The 20,470-nt window shown below is 73.0% G+C and carries 17 protein-coding genes; 9 read left to right on the top strand and 8 right to left on the bottom strand.

Annotation, left to right across the window (positions count from 1 at the left end):
- The first annotated feature begins 144 nt into the window (after positions 1-144).
- Complete coding sequence (locus tag JOD49_RS06920) at positions 145-744, top strand: hypothetical protein (RefSeq protein WP_205306519.1); 600 nt, start codon at positions 145-147, stop codon at positions 742-744.
- Positions 745-871: 127 nt separating this feature from the next.
- Here the strand turns inward: JOD49_RS06920 and JOD49_RS06915 are convergent, their stop codons facing one another.
- The 5 genes from JOD49_RS06915 to JOD49_RS06895 all read right to left on the bottom strand — a co-directional run bounded on the left by JOD49_RS06915 (position 872) and on the right by JOD49_RS06895 (position 9,727).
- The gene (locus JOD49_RS06915; RefSeq protein ID WP_205306518.1) at positions 872-3,502 is read right to left on the bottom strand and encodes an AAA family ATPase; all 2,631 of its coding nucleotides are present in this window, start codon (positions 3,500-3,502) and stop codon (positions 872-874) included.
- A gap of 412 nt (positions 3,503-3,914) precedes the next feature.
- Positions 3,915-5,213, bottom strand: a complete 1,299-nt coding sequence (locus tag JOD49_RS06910) for an alpha/beta fold hydrolase (protein ID WP_205306517.1) — start codon at positions 5,211-5,213, stop codon at positions 3,915-3,917.
- A 95-nt stretch (positions 5,214-5,308) separates the two neighbouring features.
- Positions 5,309-6,826 (bottom strand): glycerol kinase GlpK, encoded by a 1,518-nt coding sequence (gene glpK / locus JOD49_RS06905; RefSeq protein WP_205306516.1) that lies wholly within the window; start codon positions 6,824-6,826, stop codon positions 5,309-5,311.
- Between the two features lie 156 nt (positions 6,827-6,982).
- Positions 6,983-7,744 (bottom strand): MIP/aquaporin family protein, encoded by a 762-nt coding sequence (locus JOD49_RS06900; protein ID WP_205306515.1) that lies wholly within the window; start codon positions 7,742-7,744, stop codon positions 6,983-6,985.
- Between the two features lie 234 nt (positions 7,745-7,978).
- Positions 7,979-9,727, bottom strand: coding sequence for a glycerol-3-phosphate dehydrogenase/oxidase (locus JOD49_RS06895; RefSeq protein WP_205306514.1), 1,749 nt, complete (start codon positions 9,725-9,727; stop codon positions 7,979-7,981).
- 252 nt (positions 9,728-9,979) lie between these two features.
- Between JOD49_RS06895 and JOD49_RS06890 the strand changes: the two genes are divergently transcribed.
- On the top strand, positions 9,980-10,984 hold the full coding sequence (locus JOD49_RS06890; RefSeq protein WP_205306513.1) for a sugar-binding transcriptional regulator: 1,005 nt from the start codon (positions 9,980-9,982) through the stop codon (positions 10,982-10,984).
- Positions 10,985-11,021: 37 nt separating this feature from the next.
- Positions 11,022-11,549, top strand: coding sequence for an amino-acid N-acetyltransferase (locus JOD49_RS06885; RefSeq protein ID WP_205306512.1), 528 nt, complete (start codon positions 11,022-11,024; stop codon positions 11,547-11,549).
- A gap of 39 nt (positions 11,550-11,588) precedes the next feature.
- Here JOD49_RS06885 and JOD49_RS06880 read toward each other — a convergent pair whose 3' ends face one another.
- Complete coding sequence (locus JOD49_RS06880) at positions 11,589-12,545, bottom strand: iron-sulfur binding domain-containing protein (protein WP_205306511.1); 957 nt, start codon at positions 12,543-12,545, stop codon at positions 11,589-11,591.
- Positions 12,546-12,703: 158 nt separating this feature from the next.
- On the opposite strand from JOD49_RS06880, the gene JOD49_RS06875 reads away from it, so the two are divergent.
- Positions 12,704-13,537: a hypothetical protein gene (locus JOD49_RS06875; protein WP_205306510.1), complete on the top strand. Its 834-nt coding sequence runs from the start codon at positions 12,704-12,706 to the stop codon at positions 13,535-13,537.
- Between the two features lie 95 nt (positions 13,538-13,632).
- Here the strand turns inward: JOD49_RS06875 and disA are convergent, their stop codons facing one another.
- Both disA and radA read right to left on the bottom strand, forming a co-directional pair.
- Positions 13,633-14,688, bottom strand: a complete 1,056-nt coding sequence (gene disA, locus JOD49_RS06870; RefSeq protein ID WP_191796702.1) for a DNA integrity scanning diadenylate cyclase DisA — start codon at positions 14,686-14,688, stop codon at positions 13,633-13,635.
- A 116-nt stretch (positions 14,689-14,804) separates the two neighbouring features.
- Positions 14,805-16,289 (bottom strand): DNA repair protein RadA, encoded by a 1,485-nt coding sequence (gene radA, locus JOD49_RS06865; RefSeq protein WP_205306509.1) that lies wholly within the window; start codon positions 16,287-16,289, stop codon positions 14,805-14,807.
- 139 nt (positions 16,290-16,428) lie between these two features.
- On the opposite strand from radA, the gene JOD49_RS06860 reads away from it, so the two are divergent.
- The 5 genes from JOD49_RS06860 to JOD49_RS06840 all read left to right on the top strand — a co-directional run bounded on the left by JOD49_RS06860 (position 16,429) and on the right by JOD49_RS06840 (position 20,365).
- On the top strand, positions 16,429-16,959 hold the full coding sequence (locus JOD49_RS06860; protein WP_205306508.1) for a potassium channel family protein: 531 nt from the start codon (positions 16,429-16,431) through the stop codon (positions 16,957-16,959).
- 87 nt (positions 16,960-17,046) lie between these two features.
- Entirely contained in the window at positions 17,047-17,745 is a 699-nt protein-coding gene (locus JOD49_RS06855) for a hypothetical protein (RefSeq protein WP_205306507.1), read from the top strand.
- A gap of 81 nt (positions 17,746-17,826) precedes the next feature.
- Positions 17,827-18,690: a pyrroline-5-carboxylate reductase gene (proC, locus tag JOD49_RS06850; protein ID WP_205306506.1), complete on the top strand. Its 864-nt coding sequence runs from the start codon at positions 17,827-17,829 to the stop codon at positions 18,688-18,690.
- A 59-nt stretch (positions 18,691-18,749) separates the two neighbouring features.
- On the top strand, positions 18,750-19,535 hold the full coding sequence (locus tag JOD49_RS06845) for an ABC transporter ATP-binding protein (protein ID WP_443678542.1): 786 nt from the start codon (positions 18,750-18,752) through the stop codon (positions 19,533-19,535).
- 104 nt (positions 19,536-19,639) lie between these two features.
- On the top strand, positions 19,640-20,365 hold the full coding sequence (locus tag JOD49_RS06840) for an ABC transporter permease (RefSeq protein WP_239526015.1): 726 nt from the start codon (positions 19,640-19,642) through the stop codon (positions 20,363-20,365).
- Positions 20,366-20,470 lie beyond the last annotated feature (105 nt).

The following is a 20,470-nucleotide window of genomic DNA, read 5'->3' as shown; positions in this document are numbered from 1 at the left end:
GAGGTGGAGCATGGGCGGCTGGACCTGCGCACCGTCCTCGACGACGGGTCGTGCCTCGGACGGACGCCCGAAGGGCTCGTGCTCGTCGGACCGTCCGCGCCCCCCGGTTGACGACGGTCGACGACGCACCGAGGCGAGCCCGCGATGACGACCTCGGCCCCGTGGGACGACACCACCTGGGCGGCGTGGGCCGTCGGGCTGGTCGAACCCTTGATCGATCCGTACGACCGTGTCGCCGACCTCGAGGCGATGCGGGCCCAGGCTCTCGAGCATCGGCTGCGTGCGCTGTCGCTCCTCGCGGGGGCGCTCACGGACCTCCTCGACTCGCTCCCGGACAGCGACCCCTGGCGGCACGTCGACCCCACGACGTTCGGGACCTACCGCGACGGTCTGGACCTCGTCCCGACCGAGGCCACCGAGATCCGGGAGGACATCGGTCTCGCGGCGCTCGCCCGCCCGCTGGGGCGCGAGGGGGCACAGCTCATGAGCGACGCCGAGCACGGCTGGGAGAACGTCGCGCACCGGGCCAACGAGCTCGACGACCCGGTCCCCGTGCTGGCCCGCGTGGTCGCCTGGGCGTCCTGGCGGCGCCGCGTCTACGTCGGCGAGGACACGTACCCGGTCCTGGTCGTCTTCTCCTGGCTCCGCAGGGCGGCGCTCGTGGCGGCCGGCCTGCAGATCGACGACGGCGAGTCGCACGAACGGACGAGGGCTGCGGCCAGGATCGTCGACGACCTCGTCTGACCCGTCCGGCGCGCGGGTCGGTGGCCCTCTGCGGGGCCCACGCCCCCATGCCCCGCACCCGCGTGCCGCCCGTGCGGCGGACGCCTCCGTGGTCAGCGCAGCCGCGAACCCTCACGGCCGGCGGGTGTCACCACCGGTCGCTGCGAGCCGAGGCCGGGTCGACGTGGTCGGCCACGATGAGCCCGAGATCGATCCCCTTCGCGAGCGCGTCCTCCCGGCGACGCACCCCCAGCTTGCGGTAGACCGACCGGAGCTGGCTCTTGACGGTGTTGATCGAGACGGTCAGGCTCAGCGAGATCTCGGCCGCGGTCGCGTGCCGCCGCAGGCTGTCGAGCACCACGATCTCGCGATCCGTCAGTGCCTGCGGGAAGCCCACCATCGCGGCGAACCTCTCCGGGACGGGGCCCGCGGCCGCGAGGACCCGCTGGGCCGTCCTGTCCTTGCTGCGCGCGGCCAGGTCGACGAGGGCCCCGAGCTCCCGGCGCGGTGGGAGGACGAGGGCGAAGAGCAGCTGGCGGTCGTCGGCGACGGCCGCGAACTTCCCGAGCGCGTCGCACGCATGGGACTCGTCCGTGCCGTTCACGAGCGCGGCCGCGAGGAGCAGCGAGTGCGCGACCCGCAGGCGCGGGGACGCGTCGACCGGCGGGGTGTGCTCGACCAGGACGTCTCGCGCGACCTGCCAGGACTCGGTGAGCAGCGCGAGGTGGGCGCGCAGGAGCGGGGCGCTCTCGGACGACGGCGAAGCGCCCCGGAGGGTCGAGTGGACCGCCCCCAGGCGTCCCCGGGCGAGGTCGAGCAGACCCGCGGCATAGCCGAGCTGGTCGCTGTCCCGGACGGAGATCCGCTGCCGGCCACGCTCCGACTCGATGTACCGTCGCAGCCGCTCGGCGCCGAGCGCCGGCTCGAACGTCAGGAGGTCGACCGACGCCTGGGCCAGTGCGAACTGCGGACGAGACTCGAGGGTCGAGAGGGAGGGGCGCATCGCGTCCAGGTGGACCTGCGCGCCCCGCGCGTCGAACCGTTCGATGCGGACGAGCGCGTGTGCCAGGTGGTAGAGGTCCTGGCTGCGCCGTGGGGCGCTCTCCTCGTACCGCGACGCGTCGACGACGGCGAGGTCCCGCCGGGCCTCGGGGATGTTGCCGTGGACGGCGTGCGCGACAGCGCGCAGCGTGAGGCCGTGCAGCATGGACGGGTCACCCTGGGCGTCCCCCGAGGAGTCGGCGAGGTCGTCCAGGACCAGGAGGGACTCGCTCACGGCCCCGCCGCGGAGCATCGAGCGCGCGATCTCGGCGCGCAGCCGCGGCAGGTCGCGCGCCATGGTGCGACGTTCGGTGACCCGGAGCTCGTTCAGCATGCGGTTCGCGCGACGGGCCGGGTAGAGCGCGCGCTCGGCCGAGCCCGTCGACCGCAGCGTGAGGCTCTCGAGGACCTCGAGCGCCACGCGCTCGCCCGGGGTCGCGGGGCGCGGTGCGACCCGCAGCCCTGCGAGCGCCGCGTGGTAGAGCTCGATCGCCTCGTCCCGCCCGCCGGGGATGGCGTCGTAGTGACGGGCGAGCGCGCCGGCGAGCAGGGGCCAGGGGCGCAGCTCGGCGACCGGGACCGCCCGCAGGACGTCGAGCTGCGCGATCGTGCGTTCCTCGAAGACCTGGGTCCAGTAGCGGGACACCGCGGCCGAGGCGATCGAGAGGTCGCCTGCCGTCACCGCGTGCCGGACGGCCTCGACCGGGTAGCCGTGCTGGAGGTACCACCGAGCGGTCGCCGCTTCGACCACGCGGGACGCCTCCGGGTCCTCGACCCGGAACGTCTCCAGGAGGAGGGACCGCACGACGGGGAAGAGCACGAAGACGAGTCCCGTGGGTCGCCGTTCCCACGTGCCGAGGCCGCGTGCCTCGAGGTCCGACAGGAGCTCGGGAGCGTCCGGGTCGAGCGTCAGGGCCACCGCGAGGTCCCCGGTCAGGATCTCGGGGACGACGCACCGCGTGAGGAACGCCTCGAGCCGGTGTCGTGCAGGGCCCTGGAGCTGCTTGTCGACCGCAGCCCGGAGCAGCTCGTCGGCGACCTGCACGTGGGCCGGGGTGCCGTGCGAGCCGGCGAGCTCGGCGGCGAGCATCGCGACCCTCAGGTACAGGGGTTGTCCGCCCGTGCTCACGTGCGTCGTCGTCGGGTCGAGGTCCGCGCCGACCTGGCGCAGCATCCGCGCGGTCTCGTCGAGCGTGAGCGGGAGCTGGTCGGCGGTGATCACGGTGCGGCTCAGCTCGAGGCCCACGACGGGGGCCTCGAGCATCGAGCTCGTGGTCGTCGCGAGCGCGACCGACAGGTTCGGGCAGGCGCGCAGCAGGGTGAGGACGTCCTCGTGCACCTCGTCGTCCCGCACGTTCTGGTAGTCGTCGACGACGACGAGCACCTCGCCGCGGACCGTGAGGAACGCCTCGGCGAGCCGAACGGTCAGGGCGGCGGTCGTCAGCTCGTCGAGGCCGATCGTCGTCTCCGAGCGCAACAGCCCGGACTGGGTGGCCCGACGAGCGACGGTGCGCCAGAGCTCGGTCCGGGTCGTGCCGGGTGCCGTCGCGATCCAGACCCCTTCCGCTCCCCGCCGTCGGGCCCACTCGGCCAGGAGCGAGGTCTTCCCGCCGCCCGAGGGGCCACGGACGACTCGCAGGGCCGCGTCGGCGTCGAGCCGGTCCACGAGTCGCTCCCGCACGAGCTCGAGGTGAGGCGGGCGAGGTGCGCCGTGCAGACGGACTGGCGTCGCGCTCACTGCCCCCATGCTGCCTCCTGCCCTCTTCCGCTGAGGTGCCCGGACAGCCTGCCGTCGGCTGCGTCGCCTCTGGCACTGGAGCCGGCACCGCGCCGCTCTCCGATACGCCACTTTAGGTGACCGGGAGTGATTTCGCGGGCTACGTGGTCCGCGACACCCGGTGCGGGTCCACCCGACCTCGGGTGTCGCGTGGACGTCCTGCCCGGGAGGTCCGTCCCCTGCGGGGTGGTCCACCGCCTGGGGCTGCGGCCTCGCGGCCCCGTCCGCGGACGGACGGTTCGGAGGTCGTGCGCCCGTGGCGCGCAGGCGGGCGAGGGAGAGCGCCGGTGCCGCGAGCCGGGACGCCCGCGGTCCGGGCGCCACGACCCGGGGCCGCCGGCACGCTGCGTGGACCGGGTGCCCTGGGACCTGCTCAGACCTCCTGCCGAGGGCCACCCCATCGGTCGACCGCGGGGAGCAGCCGCTCCAGGACGTCGCCCGTGCGGAGCCCGTCGTGCTCGAACTCGTTCGTGACGAGCGCCTGCACGTTCCCCACCCGGGAGGCCGTGTCGAGCGAGAGGTGCGCGTCGACGAACATGTCGTCGTAGTAGACCGCGGCCGCGACCGGGACCTCGTTCGCCGCGAGCACGTCGAGGTCGTAGAGCTCGGTCCAGTCCTCGCGGCGCGCCAGCTCCTCGGCCGCGCCGCGGAAGTCCCGCAGTCCCGCGATCTCCTCGAACATCCAGGGGTAGATCATCTCGCCCGTGAAGAGCAGCGGCCGGGCGCTCGGGTCGAACTCCGGGTGCTCGGCGCGCACGCGCTCGGCGGCCCAGCGCGTGGCCCCGTGGCCCGACGCGTAGATCGACTCGTGCAGCACCGCGTACAGCGGGTTCGTCAGGTACGACGTCAGGTCCCTGACCTCGCTGAGGAACGTGTCGCTCAGATCGTCGTCGCCGTGGTCGAACGCCTCGTCCAGCAGCCAGTGGACGCGCTCGAAGCCCGGCTTCATGCCGAAGTCCGTCCCGAGCGTCTGGAGGCGGCGCACGGAGAGCATGTCGCCGTCGGGCAGGACGACGTCACCCACCGCGATCCGGTCCGCGATGCGCGCGAGGCGTGCGACGTCGTCGGGGAAGCGCGCCGCGAAGCGGGCGTTCTTGGCCGCGGTGCGCGGGTACGTGCGTCGGTAGACCTCGGTCGCGTCGGCGTCCAGGCCCGCGAGACCGCCCGTGACGTAGCAGGCCGTGAGACCCTCCGGTGCCCGCGAGAGGTAGGTGAGCGTGAGGAACCCGCCGTAGCTCTGGCCGAGCGAGGCCCAGCGGCGACCACCGAACAGGGTGCGGCGCAGGTGCTCGGCGTCGGCGACGATCGAGTCGGCCCGGAAGTGCGAGAGGTGCTCGGCCTGCGCGGGCGCGTCGCCGAGCGCGGCGAGCGCACGGCCCCGCACGGCCGAGCTGCGGCCCGTGCCGCGCTGGTCGAGCAGGATCACCCGGTGGGTCGCGAGCATGGTGCCGACCCAGCCCTCGGGGCCCGTGGGGCGCGGTCCCTTGCCTCCCGGGCCACCCTGGAGGAACACGAGCAGCGGCAGGTCCTCGCGCCGGCGGACCGGGTCGACGAGCTCGCGCGCGAAGATCGTGATCCGGCGCGTGTCCCGCTCGTCGAACCAGTCGAGGGGCACCTCGACCTCGTGGTCGGTCACGTGCATCCCGGGGACGGTGTAGCTCACGGAGGTCATGGCGACGAGCCTAGCCACTGGAGACCCCGGACATGTCAGAACCAGCGTGACCTCGAGGTCACGCTGGTTCTGACAGGCGGTGGAGGCGAGAGGAGCTACTTCTCGACGTCCTCGTCGACCCAGTCGAGGGTCTTGCTCACGGCCTTCTTCCAGTTGCGGTAGAGGCGCTCGCGCTCGCCCTCGTCCATGGACGGGGTCCAGCGCTTGTCCTCGGCCCAGTTGGCGATGACGTCCTGCTCGCCCTGCCAGAACCCGACCGCGATGCCCGCGGCGTACGCGGCGCCGAGCGCCGTGGTCTCCGCGACCTTGGGCCGCACGACGTCCACGCCGAGCTGGTCCGCCTGGAACTGCATGAGCAGCTCGTTCTGGACCATGCCGCCGTCGACGCGCAGCTCGGTGAGGTCCACGCCCGAGTCCGCGTTCATGGCGTCCAGGACCTCGCGGGTCTGGAACGCGACGGCCTCGAGCGCGGCGCGCGCGATGTGGTTCTTGTTGACGTAGCGCGTGAGGCCCACGAGGGCGCCACGGGCGTCGGAGCGCCAGTGCGGTGCGAACAGGCCAGAGAACGCGGGCACGAAGTACGCGCCACCGTTGTCGTCGACCTTGCGGGCGAGCCACTCGACGTCGGGCGCGTCCGAGAACATGCCCAGGTTGTCACGCAGCCACTGGATGAGCGAGCCCGTGACGGCGATCGAGCCCTCGAGCGCGTAGCGGGCAGGCTGGTCGCCGATCTTGTAGCAGACCGTGGTCAGCAGGCCGTTCTCGCTCATGACCTTCTCGGTGCCCGTGTTGAGCAGCATGAAGTTGCCCGTGCCGTACGTGTTCTTGGCCTGGCCGACCTCGAAGCACGCCTGCCCGAACGTGGCCGCCTGCTGGTCGCCCAGGATGCCCGCGATCGGGACGCCGGGGAGGAGTCCGCCGGGGCGCCCGTTCCCGTAGACCTCGGAGGACGACTTGATCTCCGGGAGCATCGAGAGCGGGATGCCCATGTCGGCCGCGATGTCCTCGCGCCAGGACAGCGTGTCGAGGTCCATGAGCATGGTGCGCGACGCGTTGGTCACGTCGGTCACGTGCACGCCGCCGTCGACGCCGCCCGTCATGTTCCACAGGACCCAGGTGTCGGTGTTGCCGAAGACGAGGTCGCCGGCGTCGGCCGCCTCGCGGGCACCCTCGACGTTGTCGAGGATCCACTTGACCTTGGGGCCGGAGAAGTAGGTCGCGAGCGGCAGGCCCACGATCGCCTTGTACTTCTCGGGGCCTGCGTCGCCGCCGAGGTCGTCGACGATCTTCTGCGTGCGGGTGTCCTGCCAGACGATCGCGTTGTAGACGGGCTTGCCCGTCCTGCGGTTCCACACGACCGCGGTCTCGCGCTGGTTGGTGATGCCGACCGCGGCGATGTCGGTGTACGTGACGTTGGCGCGGGTCAGGGCCAGGCCGACGGCCTCGCGGACGTTGTTCCAGATCTGCTCGGGGTTGTGCTCGACCCAGCCGGCCCGGGGGAAGATCTGGTCGTGCTCGAGCTGGCCGGAGGAGACGATCTCCCCGGAGTGGTTGAAGACGATGGCCCGGGAGCTGGTGGTTCCCTGGTCGATGGCGAGAACGTAGTCGGCCATGGTGTGTCAGTCCTTCACGTCGGTGTGCTTGAGCGGGTGTCGCGCGGTGCGCGACGGGTGCTGCGGGCGTCGTGCCGGGGAGTCCGAGCTCGACGGCGGGTGGTCCGCGTGACCGGGGCGGGTGGCCCCGCCCCGGTCACGCGGGGAGGAGCAGGGTCAGCCCCAGGCTGCCCCGAGGAGTCCGGCGAGCACGCCGCCGACCAGGGGGCCCGCGACCGGGACCCAGGAGTAGCCCCAGTCGCTCGAGCCCTTGCCCCTGATGGGGAGCAGGGCGTGGGCGATGCGCGGACCGAGGTCACGAGCAGGGTTGATGGCGTACCCGGTGGGCCCACCGAGGGACGCACCGATACCGACCACGACGAGCGCGACCGCGAGCGGGCCGAGCCCCGACGGGGTGTTGCCCGACGCGACGACGAAGAACACGAGCACGAACGTCGCGATGACCTCGGTGAGGAAGTTCCAGCCGTACGAGCGCAGCTCGGGGCCGGTCGAGAAGACCGCGAGCTTGGTGGCGGCGGGTGCCTCCTCGTCGAAGTGCTTCTTGTACGCGAGGAACGCGAGCACGGCACCGATGATCGCACCGATCATCTGGGCACCGAAGTAGATGAACATGTTGCTCACGGTCGGTTCGATCGTGGCGGTGATCATCCCCTCGGGCCCGGTGACCGAGTAGAAGGGGCGGTCCGCGGTGAACAGGCCGATGGTCACGGCCGGGTTGAGGTGCGCCCCGGACTTGTACGCGACGTAGACGCCGGTGAAGACGGCGAGGCCCCATCCGAAGTTGATGAGGAGCCAGCCGCCGTTGAAGCCCTTGGTCTTGGGGAGGATCACGTTGGCTACGACGCCGGCACCCAGCAGGATCAGGGTCGCGGTGCCGAGTATCTCGGACCAGAAGGCGTTGAGGATGAGTGTGTCCATCAGATTCTCTCTTTCTTGGTGGACTTCGTTGTCGCAACCACCCCGACGCATCCGTGCGGCGGGGCCCCGGAGTGCGTCGCGATGCACGCCTCCGTGAGGTTGAGGGGGGTCCGGACCCCGGCTCCGCCTCGCGCGAGTCGAGGCGGGCCGGGGGCCGGTCTATGAAGTTGTTCTCGGGGGAGCGTGCGTGGCTCCCGGTGGGCCGGGGAGGTCAGGTGGGGCCGGTCGGGTTCGTCAGGACCCGGAGAGGGGCTTGAGCGGGGCGACGTCGTCGGCGGCGAGGCGCGTGCGTTCGGCCGTGGCGTCGTCGGGCTCCTGCTCCGCGGCCTCCTCCGCGGCGGCACGCTCGGTGTAGGACGCGATCTCCGCGGCCTTGCGCTCGTCGTCCCAGCCGAGGAGCGGGGCCGCGATGTCGGCGATCTCGGGGAGGGCGCCGAGCCCGCGGTCGAGCACCTCGTAGTTCAGGCGTGTGCGGTGCAGCAGCAGGTCCTCGAGGTGCAGGGCCCCTTCGTGGGTCACGCCGTAGCTGATCTCGGCCCGCAGGTAGGCGGGGGCGTGCTCGAGCGGCGTGGCCAGCGTGGGGTCGGCCTCGCAGAGCGCGACGATGTCGCGCAGGTTGGAGCCGTAGCGGTGCAGGAGGTGGTCGACCATCTGCGGGGTCCAGCGGTACTTCGAGGCCCACGGGCGGGCCTGGCGGCGGACCGCGTCGAGGCCGACGGCGCCGACCAGCGGGATCTTGTCCGTGATCGAGGGCAGGGCCGCGGAGCGCTGGCCGATCGCGAAGTCGACCGCGTCCTTGGCCATGACCCGGTACGTCGTGAGCTTGCCGCCCGCGATGACCGTGAGACCGGGGGTCGGGGAGGCCGTGGTGTGCTCGCGCGAGACCTTCGCCGAGCTCGTGCCCTCCTTGGTCCCGGGCTGGAGCAGCGGGCGCAGTCCGGCGTAGGTGCCGATGATGTCGTCGCGCGTCAGGGGCTGGGCGAGGACGGCGTTGGCGTGCTCGAGGATGTACTCGATGTCCGCGGAGGTCGCGACGGGGTGCGTGAGCTCCTGCTCCCAGGGCGTGTCGGTCGTGCCGATGACCCAGTAGCGGGACCACGGGATGATGAACAGCACGGACTTCTCGGTCTGCAGGATCAGGCCGACCTGGCCCTTGATGCGTTCGCGGGGGACGACGATGTGGACGCCCTTGGAGGCCAGGACGCGCAGCCCGCCGTCGGTCCCGGCGAGCGCCTCGGTGTCCTCGGTCCACACGCCCGTCGCGTTGATGACGGCGCGGGCGCGGACCGTGATGCGCCGGCCCGTCTCGAGGTCCTCGAGGATCGCGCCGTTGACCGCGCCGGTCGATCCCTTGGTCAGCTCGACGACCTGGGTGCGGGAGGCGGCGTGCGCGCCGTAGGAGGTCGCGGTGCGGATGAGCGTCGAGACCAGGCGTGCGTCGTCGACCGACGCGTCCCAGTACTGGACGGCGCCGATCGCCGCGTCGTGCGCGAGGTCGGGGAACTTGCGCTCCATCTGCTTGCGCGAGAGGTGACGGTGCAGCGGGAGTGCCCGCTTTCCCGGGGCCATGCTCGCGAGCGTGTCGTACAGCGCGATGCCGGCGCCGACGTAGGCACGCTCCCACACGCGGTGCTCGAGGGGGTACAGGAAGGGGACGGGGCGCACGAGGTGCGGCGCGAGGTCCTTGATGAGGAGGTCACGCTCGGTCAGCGCCTCGTGGACCAGGTGGAAGTCGAGCATCTGGAGGTAGCGCAGACCGCCGTGGACCAGCTTGCTCGAGCGGCTCGACGTGCCCGAGGCCCAGTCCTGACCCTCGACGATCGCCGTCGAGAGTCCGCGGGTCACGGCGTCGAGGGCGATGCCGGCCCCGGTCACGCCGCCACCGATCACGAGGACGTCGAGCTCCTGGTCCGCGCTCGTGCTCGCCTCGAGCGCGTCGAGCGCCCGCTGGCGAGACTCTGCGGTGAGTCTGCTGGAAGTCATCCGATGGCCTTCTCTCGTCGTCGATCTGGTGCGTCACCGCCCAGGGGCGATGGAGGTCTCCCTCCTGTGACGTTCCCACGGCTCCGCGTCCCGCGCTAGCGGTACGTGGCGGGACCCAGGAGGGCGCCGTGCCGCGGTACAGCGCTGTCGGAACGGCGCTGCACGTATTAACGTCAACATGTCAGGAACGTACGCGCAAGCGCAGTGCACAAACGTGCACGTACGGCAGGACCAGTGGCAGGAGACCAGCAGATGGCGGATCGGGAGCAGGACGTCCTCCGGGCGGCCTCGATGTACTACCTCCAGGACATGAAGATGGAGGCGATCGCCAAGCACCTGCGCACCTCGCGCTCGACCGTGTCGCGCTTGGTCAAGAGAGCACGTGAGACGGGTCTGGTGGAGATCACGCTCCGGCCCACGCAGAGCAGGGCGCCCGGTCTCGGGGCGCACATCTCCGCCACCTACGGCATCGACGCCTACGTGGTGCCGGTCCCCGACTCGACGCAGCAGGTCGACCGGCTCGACCAGGTGGCTCTCACGACCGCGCGTCTGCTCGGGTCGTGGTTCGACTCGGACATGATCCTCGGCATCGCGTGGGGCACCACGCTCGCGGCGATCTCGCGACACCTGAGCCGCAAGCCCACACGGGGCTCGGCCGTCGTGCAGCTCAACGGGGCGGCCAACACGCGAACGTCCGGGGTGCACTACGCGGGTGACCTGATCGCCGGGTTCGGTGCGGCGTTCGACGCGCACGTGCACCATTTCCCAGTGCCCGCGTTCTTCGACTACGCCGAGACGAAGCAGGCGATGTGGCGCGAGCGGTCGGTCCGGCGGGTGCTCGACGTCCAGCGCAGGGCCGACGTCGCACTGTTCTCGGTGGGTGCCGTCTCGGGCGGGGTGCCGAGCCACGTGTACTCGGCGGGCTACCTGGAGCCCGAGGACATCGCGGTGCTGGACGCCGAGGGGGTGGTCGGCGACGTGTGCACGGTGTTCCTGCGTGCCGACGGCACCTATCGGGACATCGCGCTCAACGAGCGGGCGACGGGTCCCGGGCCCGACGAGCTCAAGCGCATCCCGCAGCGCATCTGCGCGGTCGCGGGGGACAACAAGGTCGCACCGCTGCGGGCGGCGCTGCGAGCGGGGGTCGTCACGCACCTGGTCGTCGACGAGATCACGGCCTCGCACCTGATCGAGCAGGAGACGGGGCGTATCGCGGTCGCCCGGACGCGACTCGAAAGTATGCAGTCAGGTGCATGAGTACCCATCGCCGCTCGAAGAGGCGTAGATTGTCCGCGTGACGAGCAGCCCCACGCCCACCCTGACGCTCCGCCCCGCCCTGCCGGCCGACGTGCGCGCGATCCGGTCCCTCGTCGAGCCCTACGCCGAGGAACGCATCCTGCTGGCCAAGGAGATGGTCGGCTACTACGAGGCCGTGCAGGAGTTCGTGGTCGCCGACGCCGGCGAGCCGGGCACCCCCGACGTCGTGGGCTGCGGCGCGCTGCACGTCATGTGGGACGACCTCGCCGAGATCCGCACGCTCGCGGTGGACCGCGCCCGGCTCGGCACCGGGGTGGGGCACCGCCTCGTCGTCGAGCTCCTGGAGCGAGCCCGCGCCCTGGGTCTCGAACGGGTCTTCTGCCTCACCTTCGAGGTCGACTTCTTCCGGGCGCACGGGTTCGAGGCGATCGAGGGCACCCCCGTGTCGCCCGACGTCTACGCCGAGCTCCTGCGCTCGCACGACGACGGCGTGGCCGAGTTCCTCGACCTCGCGCGCGTCAAGCCCAACACCCTGGGCAACACCCGCATGCTCATCACGCTCTGAGGCGCCCGCACCGCGTCCACGGCTCCCCGGCGGACGGCGTCACGCCGGGAGCCGGTAGACCTCGCCGTCCTGCTCGACCAGCCCGTCCTCGACCAGGCTCGCGACGCACCGCCCGAGCTGCGCCGCGTCGGGCCACAGCCCGCCGACCACGTCGCGGTGCACAGGCCCGTCCGCCCCGCGCAGCGCGGCCATGACCCGGCCCCGCGCCTGCCGGTCCGTGCCCTCCCAGGACTGGGTCCGGCGTCGGGCACCGTGCTCGTCCGGCGGGCTGCCCGCGGCGCGCCACGCGCACAGGTCCGCGACCGGGCACACCTCGCAGCGCGGCGAGCGCGCCGTGCACACGAGCGCACCCAGCTCCATCGAGGCCGCGGCCCACAGTGTCGCGTCGTCGTCGCCGGGAGGGGTGAGCGACGTCGCGAGCCGTCGCTCGGCCGCCGTGTACGACGGCGCGGGCAGCGCGGTGCCCGACACCGCGCGTGCCAGGACCCGCCGCACGTTGGTGTCGACGACGACCGCGCGACGCCGGTGCGCGAAGGCCAGGACCGCCGCGGCCGTGTACTCCCCGACCCCCGGCAGCGCGAGGAGCGCGTCGGCGTCCTCCGGGACGCGCCCCGCGTGGCGCTCGACGACCGCCCGCGCGCAGTCCTGCAGACGCAGCGCGCGCCGCGGGTACCCCAGGCTTCCCCAGGCGCGCAGGACGTCGGCCGTCGACGCCGCCGCGAGGTCCGCGGGCTCGGGCCAGCGCTCCGTCCAGGCGCGCCACGCGGGCTCGACCCGCACCACGGGCGTCTGCTGCAGCATGATCTCGCTGACCAGGACGCCCCAGGGTGAGCAGTCGTCGCGACGCCACGGCAGGTCGCGTGCGTTCGCGGTGAACCACCGCCCGACGGCGTCGCGCAGGTCCGCGTGGGGGTCCGGGCCTGCGAGGCTCGTCAGAGGTGCGTGGGGGCTGGTCGTGCGAGGACCGGCGGCGAGGGCGGCGGGGGAGAGCGACATGGTCCGACCATTCTCGCCGACGTGCGCGGCCCTGGTCGGCACCGCTGCCGCGGCGATGGACGCCTGCGCGGTGTGGCAGTGCCGGAACCGTCGCCGCGGGGACGTACCGTTGCCCCAGCGCAGGAGGCACCCGCGCCGACCGTCGAACGGAGCAGCACGTGAGCACGCCGCAGGGCACCCGGCCACCCACCGGGACGACCCCGGCCCAGGGGCGACCCTCGGACGGGCCGGGCGCCACGTCGTCGGGCAGGCCCACGTCCCGGACCCTGCGGGTCCGTCGGGTCCTGGCGCTCGTCCTGCTCGCGGTGATCGTGGTCGGTGTCGTGATGCTGGTCAGGGCTGCGATCGCCTTCGGAGCAGGGCTGCTCGCCGACGAGCCCCAGGGAAAGGTCGCGCCCCCCGCGCCTCAGGAGGCCGCCGCGACCGGGTACCGGGCCTGCCAGCCCAAGGACGTGACGCTCTGGCTCGCTGCCTCCAAGACCGGGTACGCGGACGGCGAGAAGCCCTCGTTCACCGTGACGCTCACGCACGTGGGCGCCAGGCCGTGCCTGATCGACGCCTCGACGGCGGTCCAGGAGATCACGATCACGTCGGGCACCGACCGCATCTGGTCGTCCGCGGACTGCCCGGCGGAACCGAAGGACCTGCTCATGGCACCGGGCGACGTGTGGACCGAGGTCACCACGTGGAACAGGGACCGCTCGGCCCCCGGGTGCGCGACCGGGCTGCCCGCGACGCTGGCCGGGACCTACAGCGCGGTCGCGGCGTCGAACGAGGCCGACGGTCTGACGAGCCCTGCGGTGGTCTTCACGCTCACGGCCCCCGCGCCCCCGCCCGAGGCGCCACCCGCGACCGAGGCCACCACGCAGGGCGAGCCCGCGGACGGGACCGCCGAGGTTCCCGCGGAGGGCGCGGAGCCGCCCGCGGACGGGGCCACCGCGCCCGAGGACGGGGCCGCCACGCCCGAGGGCGACGCGCCCGCCGAGGGCTGACGATCGGCGGCGGTCGCCCTGCGGTCGACGGAAGTCGGCCGGACAGGCGACCGGACCGCCTACCGGACTCAGCCCGGCGGAGCTCCTCGGAAGGGCTAGACGTACCGCTCGAGGATGCTCGACTCGGCGAGACGCGACAGGCCCTCACGGACCGCGCGTGCCCGCTGCTCGCCCACGCCGTCCACGGCCATGAGGTCGTCGATGCTCGCGGCCAGGAGCTTCTGCAGGCCGCCGAAGTGGGAGACCAGGCGGTCGATGATGGCGCCCGGGAGGCGGGGGACCTTCGACAGGAGCCGGTACCCGTGCGGAGCGACCGCGGCGTCGAGAGCCTCGCCGCCACCCGGCAGGTCGAGGACCCGGCCGATGAGCGTGAGGTCGAGGAGCTGGGTCGAGTCGAGCGCGCCGAGCGCGTTCTTGACGTCGGCGAGCGAGCGGTCCTTGCGGCCGAGCTCGACGTAGTCGCGGATGACGGACTCGCGGTCCGAGCCGATCCCCCCGATGAGCTCGTCGAGCTGGAGCGCGAGCAGTCGGCCGTCGGTGCCGAGCTCGACGACGTAGCCCGCGATCTCCTCGGAGATGCGGCCCACCATCTCGAGGCGCTGCACCACGGCGCAGACGTCGCGGACCGTGACGAGGTCCTCGATCTCGAGGGCCGACAGCGTGCCGCTGACCTCGTCGAGGCGGGCACGGTAACGCTCGAGCGTCGCGAGAGCCTGGTTCGCGCGCGAGAGGATGGTGTCCGAGTCCTCGAGCACGTAGCGCTGCCCGCCCACGTAGAGCGCGACGATCCGCATGGACTGGCTCACCGAGATGACGGGGAACCCGCACTGCTTGGCGACGCGCTCGGCCGTACGGTGGCGCGTGCCGGACTCGGTGGTCTCGATCGTCGCGTCCGGCAGGAGCTGGACCGCGGCGCGCAGGATGCGGTTGGCGTCCCGGTCGAGGACCACGGCGCCGTCCATCTTGGAGAGCTCGCGCAGGCGGGTCGCGGAGAAGCCGACGTCCAGGACGAAACCGCCCGAGCACATGGTCTCGACGACCTTGTCCAGGCCGAGGACGATCAGTGCGCCCGTCCGGCCGCGCAGGATGCGCTCGAGGCCGTCGCGGAGCTCGGTGCCCGGAGCCACTGCTGCGAGGGTCTCCCGGAGCATGTCGTCAGGGTGCACGGGGGAGTTGGCCACGTGGGCATCCTACGCTGCCGGGCCGTCCCAGGGGCGAGAAAACACCGCTCCTGGGACAACCGGAGGTCACGATGGCACAACGGTCCTCATTCGTCGAAGCGCGTGCGCTCCTGCTGCGGGGGGAGGTGGCCCCCACGGGCGAGCTCGACGGCCTCGCCGAGGTGCTGCGCGGGCAGCACGGTCATGCCCGCAGGAGGCTTGGGCGAGGAGCCGCGGGGCACCACGGCCCGCGTGAAGCCCAGCCGTGCGGCCTCGCCGAGCCTGCGGTCCAGCCCCGACACGGGACGGATGTCGCCTGCGAGCCCGACCTCCCCGATCGCGATGGTCCCGGGAGGCATGACCTGGTCCTCGCGGGCCGAGAACGTCGCGAGCGCGATCGCGAGGTCCGCGGCGGGCTCGGTCACGCGGGCGCCTCCGATCGTCGAGACGTACACGTCCTGGTCGACGAGGCGCACGCCGGCGTGCCGGTGCATCACGGCGAGGATCATCGCGAGCCTGCTCGAGTCGACACCGCTCGTGGTGCGCCGCGGGTTGGTCAGCGGACTGGGGACCACGAGCGACTGGATCTCGAGCGCGAGCGGGCGACGCCCCTCGAGGGTCACGGTGATGAACGTGCCCGGGGCGCCGGCCCCGGCGTGCGACATGAACAGGCCGCTGGGGTCCGTCAGGCCCACGATCCCGGTCTCCGACAGGTCGAAGCAGCCGACCTCGTCGGTGGGCCCGTAGCGGTTCTTGATGGCGCGCACGAGGCGCAGCCGCGAGTGCCGGTCCCCCTCGAACTGGCACACGACGTCCACGAGGTGCTCGAGCGTGCGCGGTCCCGCGACGGACCCGTCCTTGGTCACGTGCCCCACGAGGATCACGGGCAGGTCCCGCTCCTTGGCCGCGGCGATCAGGGCTGCGGCGACCTCGCGGACCTGGCTCACGCCCCCGGGGGAGCCGTCGACCTGTGCCGAGGCGATGGTCTGCACCGAGTCGACCACGAGCAGCGCGGGGTCGGTGGCCTCGATGTGCCCCAGCACGGTCGCGAGGTCCGTCTCGGCCGCGAGCAGCAGGCCCGGCGCCAGGGCCCCGACGCGCTCGGCGCGCAGCCTGACCTGCCCGGCCGACTCCTCGCCCGTGACGTACAGGACGGTGCGGGGTCTCGGCGCCGGGAGCGGAGCCTCGTCGGGGGCGGTGGCCTTGTCGCTCACGCCGGCCGCGACGTTGCTCGCGACCTTGAGCAGCAGCGTGGACTTGCCGACCCCCGGCTCGCCCGCGAGCAGCACGACGGCCCCGGGGACGAGACCGCCTCCCAGCACGCGGTCGAACTCGGCGACGCCCGTGGGGGTGGCGCGCGCGGTCTCGACGTCGATCTCCCCGATGGGACGCGCGGGGTTGCGCGTCGGGGCCACAGCTGCGGTGCGGGGGCCCGCGCTCGCCGCGGCCTCCTCCGTGACGGTGCCCCACTCCTGGCACTCGCCGCAGCGGCCGACCCACTTGGCGGTGGTCCAGCCGCACTCGCTGCACCGGTAGGCGGGCTTGGCCGGACGCTTGCTCGTGGCGCGCGAGGCGGAGGTCGATGTGGTCACGCGGTCACGCTAGCCGCCGGCACCCACACGTGACCGTGCGCGACCGCGAGGGCCGCGACGGCCGCTGCGTCGGCTCCCGGGCGGGCTCCCGGGCCGGGTCCCGATGGCGCGCGGCCGGACGCGTGCCCATCATGAACCCATGCGCAGGCTCCGGAAGGACAGCCCGTGGTGGACGGTCGTCACCACGCTCGGCTCGCTCGCGGCGTGCCTGCTCCTGTACTACGGGGTCCCGCTCGGCGACGGCGAGCGGGAGTGGGTGCAGATCCTGCTGTTCGCGGTCGGCTTCGTGGGGCTCTGCTACCTCATCAGGTTCCAGGTGCGTCGACAGCTTCGCGCGGGGCGGGAGCCGAGCGTGCGGGTCCAGTCCGTCGTCGGGCTGCTCTCTCCGATCATCGTCTTCTTCTCGATCGCCTACTACCTCCTGGCCATCAACAGCGACACCGAGTTCGTGGGGATCGAGACCCGGACCGACGCGCTGTACTTCACGGTCGTGACGCTCGGGACGGTCGGGTTCGGCGACGTCCACCCCGTGGGTCAGGCGGCGCGTGTCATCACGATGGTCCAGATCCTGTTCGACCTGGCGGTGATCGGTGTCCTGGTCGCGGTCGCGACGCAGCGGCTGAAGGAGCGCGCGGAGATGAAGCACCCGCACCGCCCCGACGGGAATTGACCCGTTCGACCCTGCGCGGCCTGCGCTGCCCGAGGGGACGTGCGCACTATTCTGGCGCGGTCACAGCGTCGCCACGAGGAGAGTGCCATGAGCCAGCAGACGGGACGCCCGCGTCAGTCGTCCCCGGACCGTCCGGGGTTGCGGGACAGCCGTCACCACCGGGCTCCCTCGTCGGCCGTCTACGCCCGACGGCGCCTCGTCGCCCTGGTCCTCCTGCTCGCCCTGGTGGGCGTCGTCGTCGCGTTCGGCGCCTTCGTCTGGCCCGGGTTCGCCGCGGGGGGCGAGACGAAGGAACCCGCCGAGGTCACCGTCACCTCTGCGCCCCCGACGCCGACGATCGCCCCGGTCGAGCGCACGGCCGGGACCGAGCTGGCCAAGGCGCTGCCCGCGAGCGTCCTGCAGTTCGCGCTCCGTGCGGAGGCGACGACCGAGGCCTTCGCGGACGCGGGCGCGGTCGAGGGGCACGAGCTGACCTACGCGGACTCGGAGGGGGACGGGGGGATCGTCGTCACGGTCCGAGCCGGTCAGTGGGGCACCGACGACGAGGCGGGGGTCGCGTACGACGAGCTGCTCGCCGCGGCCGTCGAGGCGGGTGGCGAGCCCACGTCCACGGGCGACGTCGAGGTCGACGGCGAGGTCGTGGGCACCTTCGCCATCACCCCGGTCGCCCCGGCCGAAGGGGCGGCGACGTCGTCGACCGCGACCTGGCGCAACGGCACGGTCGTGCTGCAGGCGACAGGGCCCGCTGACGAGATCGAGGCGTTCTACACCGCGTTCCCCCTCTAGTCTGCGACGAGGGGCACCGGACGGCCGGTGCCCCGGTCCGCCGGTCTCGGCGGAGGAGACGCGAGGAAGCAGGAGACGACCATGTCCACGTCGACCACGAACCAGCAGGCCGAGCGACCCGGCCCCACCCCGCGCCTCGCGGTCCTCGGGACCGGGGTGATGGGGGAGACGGTCCTCGCCGGCGCGTTGCGCGCCGGCTGGTCCCCGGCCGAGGTCGTCGCGACCGTGCGGCGCGCCGAGCGTGGCCAGGAGCTGCGTGAGCGCCACGGCGTGGACACGACGACCGACAACGTCGAGGCCGTGCGCGGCGCGGGCCTCGTCGTGGTCGCGGTCAAGCCCAAGGACGTGGCGGGGCTGCTCGCCCAGGTCTCGGAGCACCTGGCGCAGGGAGCGGTCGTGGTGAGCGTCGTCGTCGGGCTCCGGGCGCGCTTCTACGAGGACAGGCTCCCGGCCGGGACGTCGGTCGTGCGCGTCATGCCCAACACGCCGTCGGTGATCGGCGCGGGGGTCAGCGCGGTCAGCGGCGGCACCGCCGCGAGCGAGGACGACGTGAGCCTCGTCGAGCGGCTCCTGGGCGAGACGGGCCTCGTGGTGCGGGTCGCGGAGAAGGACCAGGACGCGGTCGGCGCGCTGTCGGGCTCGGGCCCCGCCTACGTCTTCTACGTCGTCGACGCGCTCGCCGAGGCCGGCGTGCTGCTCGGCCTGACGCGGGCCGTGGCGCTCGAGCTCGCGACGGCGACCGTGCTCGGCTCCGCCCGGATGCTCGACGAGACGGGCGAGCACCCCGTGATCCTGCGCGAGAAGGTCTCGTCTCCCGGCGGGACCACGGTCGCGGCCCTGCGCGCGCTCGACGAGGGCGGCGTCCGGGCCGCGTTCCTGTCCGCGCTCGAGGCCGCCCGCGACAGGTCGCAGGAGCTGGCTGCCGCCCTGGAGGCGCAGGGCTGAGCGAGGCTCGGCACCCGACGCGCAGGACGGGCGCGACACGTCCCCCGAGGGGGAGCAGAATGCGTCCTATGGGCAACAGCGAGCCCGCCGTCAGCGTCGAGGGCCTGCGCGTCGACCGCGGCGGGACCACGGTCCTGCACGCGCTCGACCTCACCGTGCCCGAGCGGCAGATCGTCGGGCTCCTCGGACCGAGCGGCAGCGGCAAGACCACGCTCCTGCGCACGCTCGTCGGGGTGCAGGTGGTCACGGCCGGGACCGTGCACGTGCTCGGGCGGCCCGCAGGGGACCCGGCGCTGCGGCGTCAGGTCGGGTACGTGACCCAGTCGCCCAGCGTCTACCCCGACCTCAGCGTGACCGAGAACCTGCGCTACTTCGCGGCGATCCTCGGGGTGGGACCCCGCGACGTCTCGCGCGTGATCGACGCCGTGGACCTCGCGCGGCACGCGCGTCGCCGGGTCGGCACGTTGTCGGGGGGCGAGCGCTCACGCGTCTCGCTCGCGGCCGCGCTCCTGGGAGACCCGCGGCTGCTCGTGCTCGACGAGCCGACCGTCGGGCTCGACCCCGTCCTGCGCCGCGACCTGTGGGACCTGTTCGCCCGGCTGCGCGACGCCGGCACGTCGCTGCTCGTGTCCTCGCACGTCATGGACGAGGCGACGCGCTGCGACCGCCTGCTGCTCCTGCGGGACGGTCGCCTGCTCGCGGACGACACCCTGCCCGGCCTGCTCGAGCGCACGGGAGCCCACGACGTCGAGCACGCGTTCCTGCGCCTCGTCGAGGACGCGTCCGTGCCCGACGGCGCCGCACCCGTCAGGAGTCCGCGTGACCTCGGAGGGGAGGAGTCATGAGCACGCACGACACCGGCGGGGCGGACACGCTCGCGACGCGCACAGGGGGCCCGCAGGGGACGGGCGAGGAGCGCGCCGCCCCGCGCACGCCGCGCGCGGTCAGCCTGCGCCTGACCCTCGCGACCGCGGGCCGGGTCCTGCGCCAGATCCGCCACGACCCGCGAACCATCGCGCTGCTCGTCGTGCTGCCGTGCGTGCTGCTGGGCCTCATCGCGTGGATGTTCGACGGCACGCCCGTGCTCGACCAGTTCGGGCCGATCCTCGTGGGCCTGTTCCCCCTCGTCATCATGTTCCTCGTCACGAGCGTCACCACCTTGCGCGAGCGCCAGTCCGGGACGCTCGAACGGCTCATGACCCTGCCGCTGGGCAAGGGCGACTTCGTGGGCGGGTACGCCCTGGCGTTCGCGCTGCTCGCGACCGTGCAGGCGCTCGTCGTCGTGGCGTTCGCGGTGTGGGTGTGCGGGATGGAGGTCGCGGGTCCGGTGGGCCTCGTGGTGCTCGTGGCCGTGCTGGACGCGATCCTCGGGTCGTGCCTGGGCCTGGCGGCCTCTGCGCTGGCCCGCTCGGAGTTCCAGGCGGTCCAGCTCATGCCCGTGATCCTCTTCCCGCAGCTCATCACGTGCGGGCTGCTCATGCCCCGCGACGAGATGCCCGCGGTGCTCGAGGCGATCAGCCGCGTGCTGCCCCTGACGTACGGCGTCTCGGCGCTGCAGGACGTCGCCGCGGGCGGGACCTTCGCGGACGTGAGCGGGGCGGTCGCCGTCATCGTGGCGTTCATCGTCGGTGCGATCGTGCTGGGCACGCTGACGCTGCGGCGCCGCACGGCCTAGCGGCCTGGCGGCCTGGCGGCCCGGACGTCGCCCTTGCCCGATTTCTCACCCGCTGCCCGCTTCCGACCGTCCGTGCCCCCGTGGGAAGATCAGCGCGCCCAGGGG

Source organism: Oerskovia jenensis (assembly GCF_016907235.1).
GTDB classification, from domain to species: Bacteria; Actinomycetota; Actinomycetes; order Actinomycetales; family Cellulomonadaceae; genus Oerskovia; species Oerskovia jenensis.
Note: the sequence above shows the minus strand (reverse complement) of the source record. Positions and strands in the feature narration are given on the sequence as shown.

Bases quoted from the DNA above. Each gene is read 5' to 3' on its own strand.
- JOD49_RS06920 (WP_205306519.1), top strand. From the start codon at position 145: ATGACGACCTCGGCCCCGTGGGACGACACCACCTGGGCGGCGTGGGCC.
- JOD49_RS06910 (WP_205306517.1), bottom strand. From the start codon at position 5,213: ATGACCTCCGTGAGCTACACCGTCCCCGGGATGCACGTGACCGACCAC.
- glpK (WP_205306516.1), bottom strand. From the start codon at position 6,826: ATGGCCGACTACGTTCTCGCCATCGACCAGGGAACCACCAGCTCCCGG.
- JOD49_RS06900 (WP_205306515.1), bottom strand. From the start codon at position 7,744: ATGGACACACTCATCCTCAACGCCTTCTGGTCCGAGATACTCGGCACC.
- JOD49_RS06895 (WP_205306514.1), bottom strand. From the start codon at position 9,727: ATGACTTCCAGCAGACTCACCGCAGAGTCTCGCCAGCGGGCGCTCGAC.
- JOD49_RS06890 (WP_205306513.1), top strand. From the start codon at position 9,980: ATGGCGGATCGGGAGCAGGACGTCCTCCGGGCGGCCTCGATGTACTAC.
- JOD49_RS06880 (WP_205306511.1), bottom strand. From the start codon at position 12,545: ATGTCGCTCTCCCCCGCCGCCCTCGCCGCCGGTCCTCGCACGACCAGC.
- disA (WP_191796702.1), bottom strand. From the start codon at position 14,688: ATGCTCCGGGAGACCCTCGCAGCAGTGGCTCCGGGCACCGAGCTCCGC.
- JOD49_RS06860 (WP_205306508.1), top strand. From the start codon at position 16,429: ATGCGCAGGCTCCGGAAGGACAGCCCGTGGTGGACGGTCGTCACCACG.
- JOD49_RS06855 (WP_205306507.1), top strand. From the start codon at position 17,047: ATGAGCCAGCAGACGGGACGCCCGCGTCAGTCGTCCCCGGACCGTCCG.
- proC (WP_205306506.1), top strand. From the start codon at position 17,827: ATGTCCACGTCGACCACGAACCAGCAGGCCGAGCGACCCGGCCCCACC.
- JOD49_RS06845 (WP_443678542.1), top strand. From the start codon at position 18,750: ATGCGTCCTATGGGCAACAGCGAGCCCGCCGTCAGCGTCGAGGGCCTG.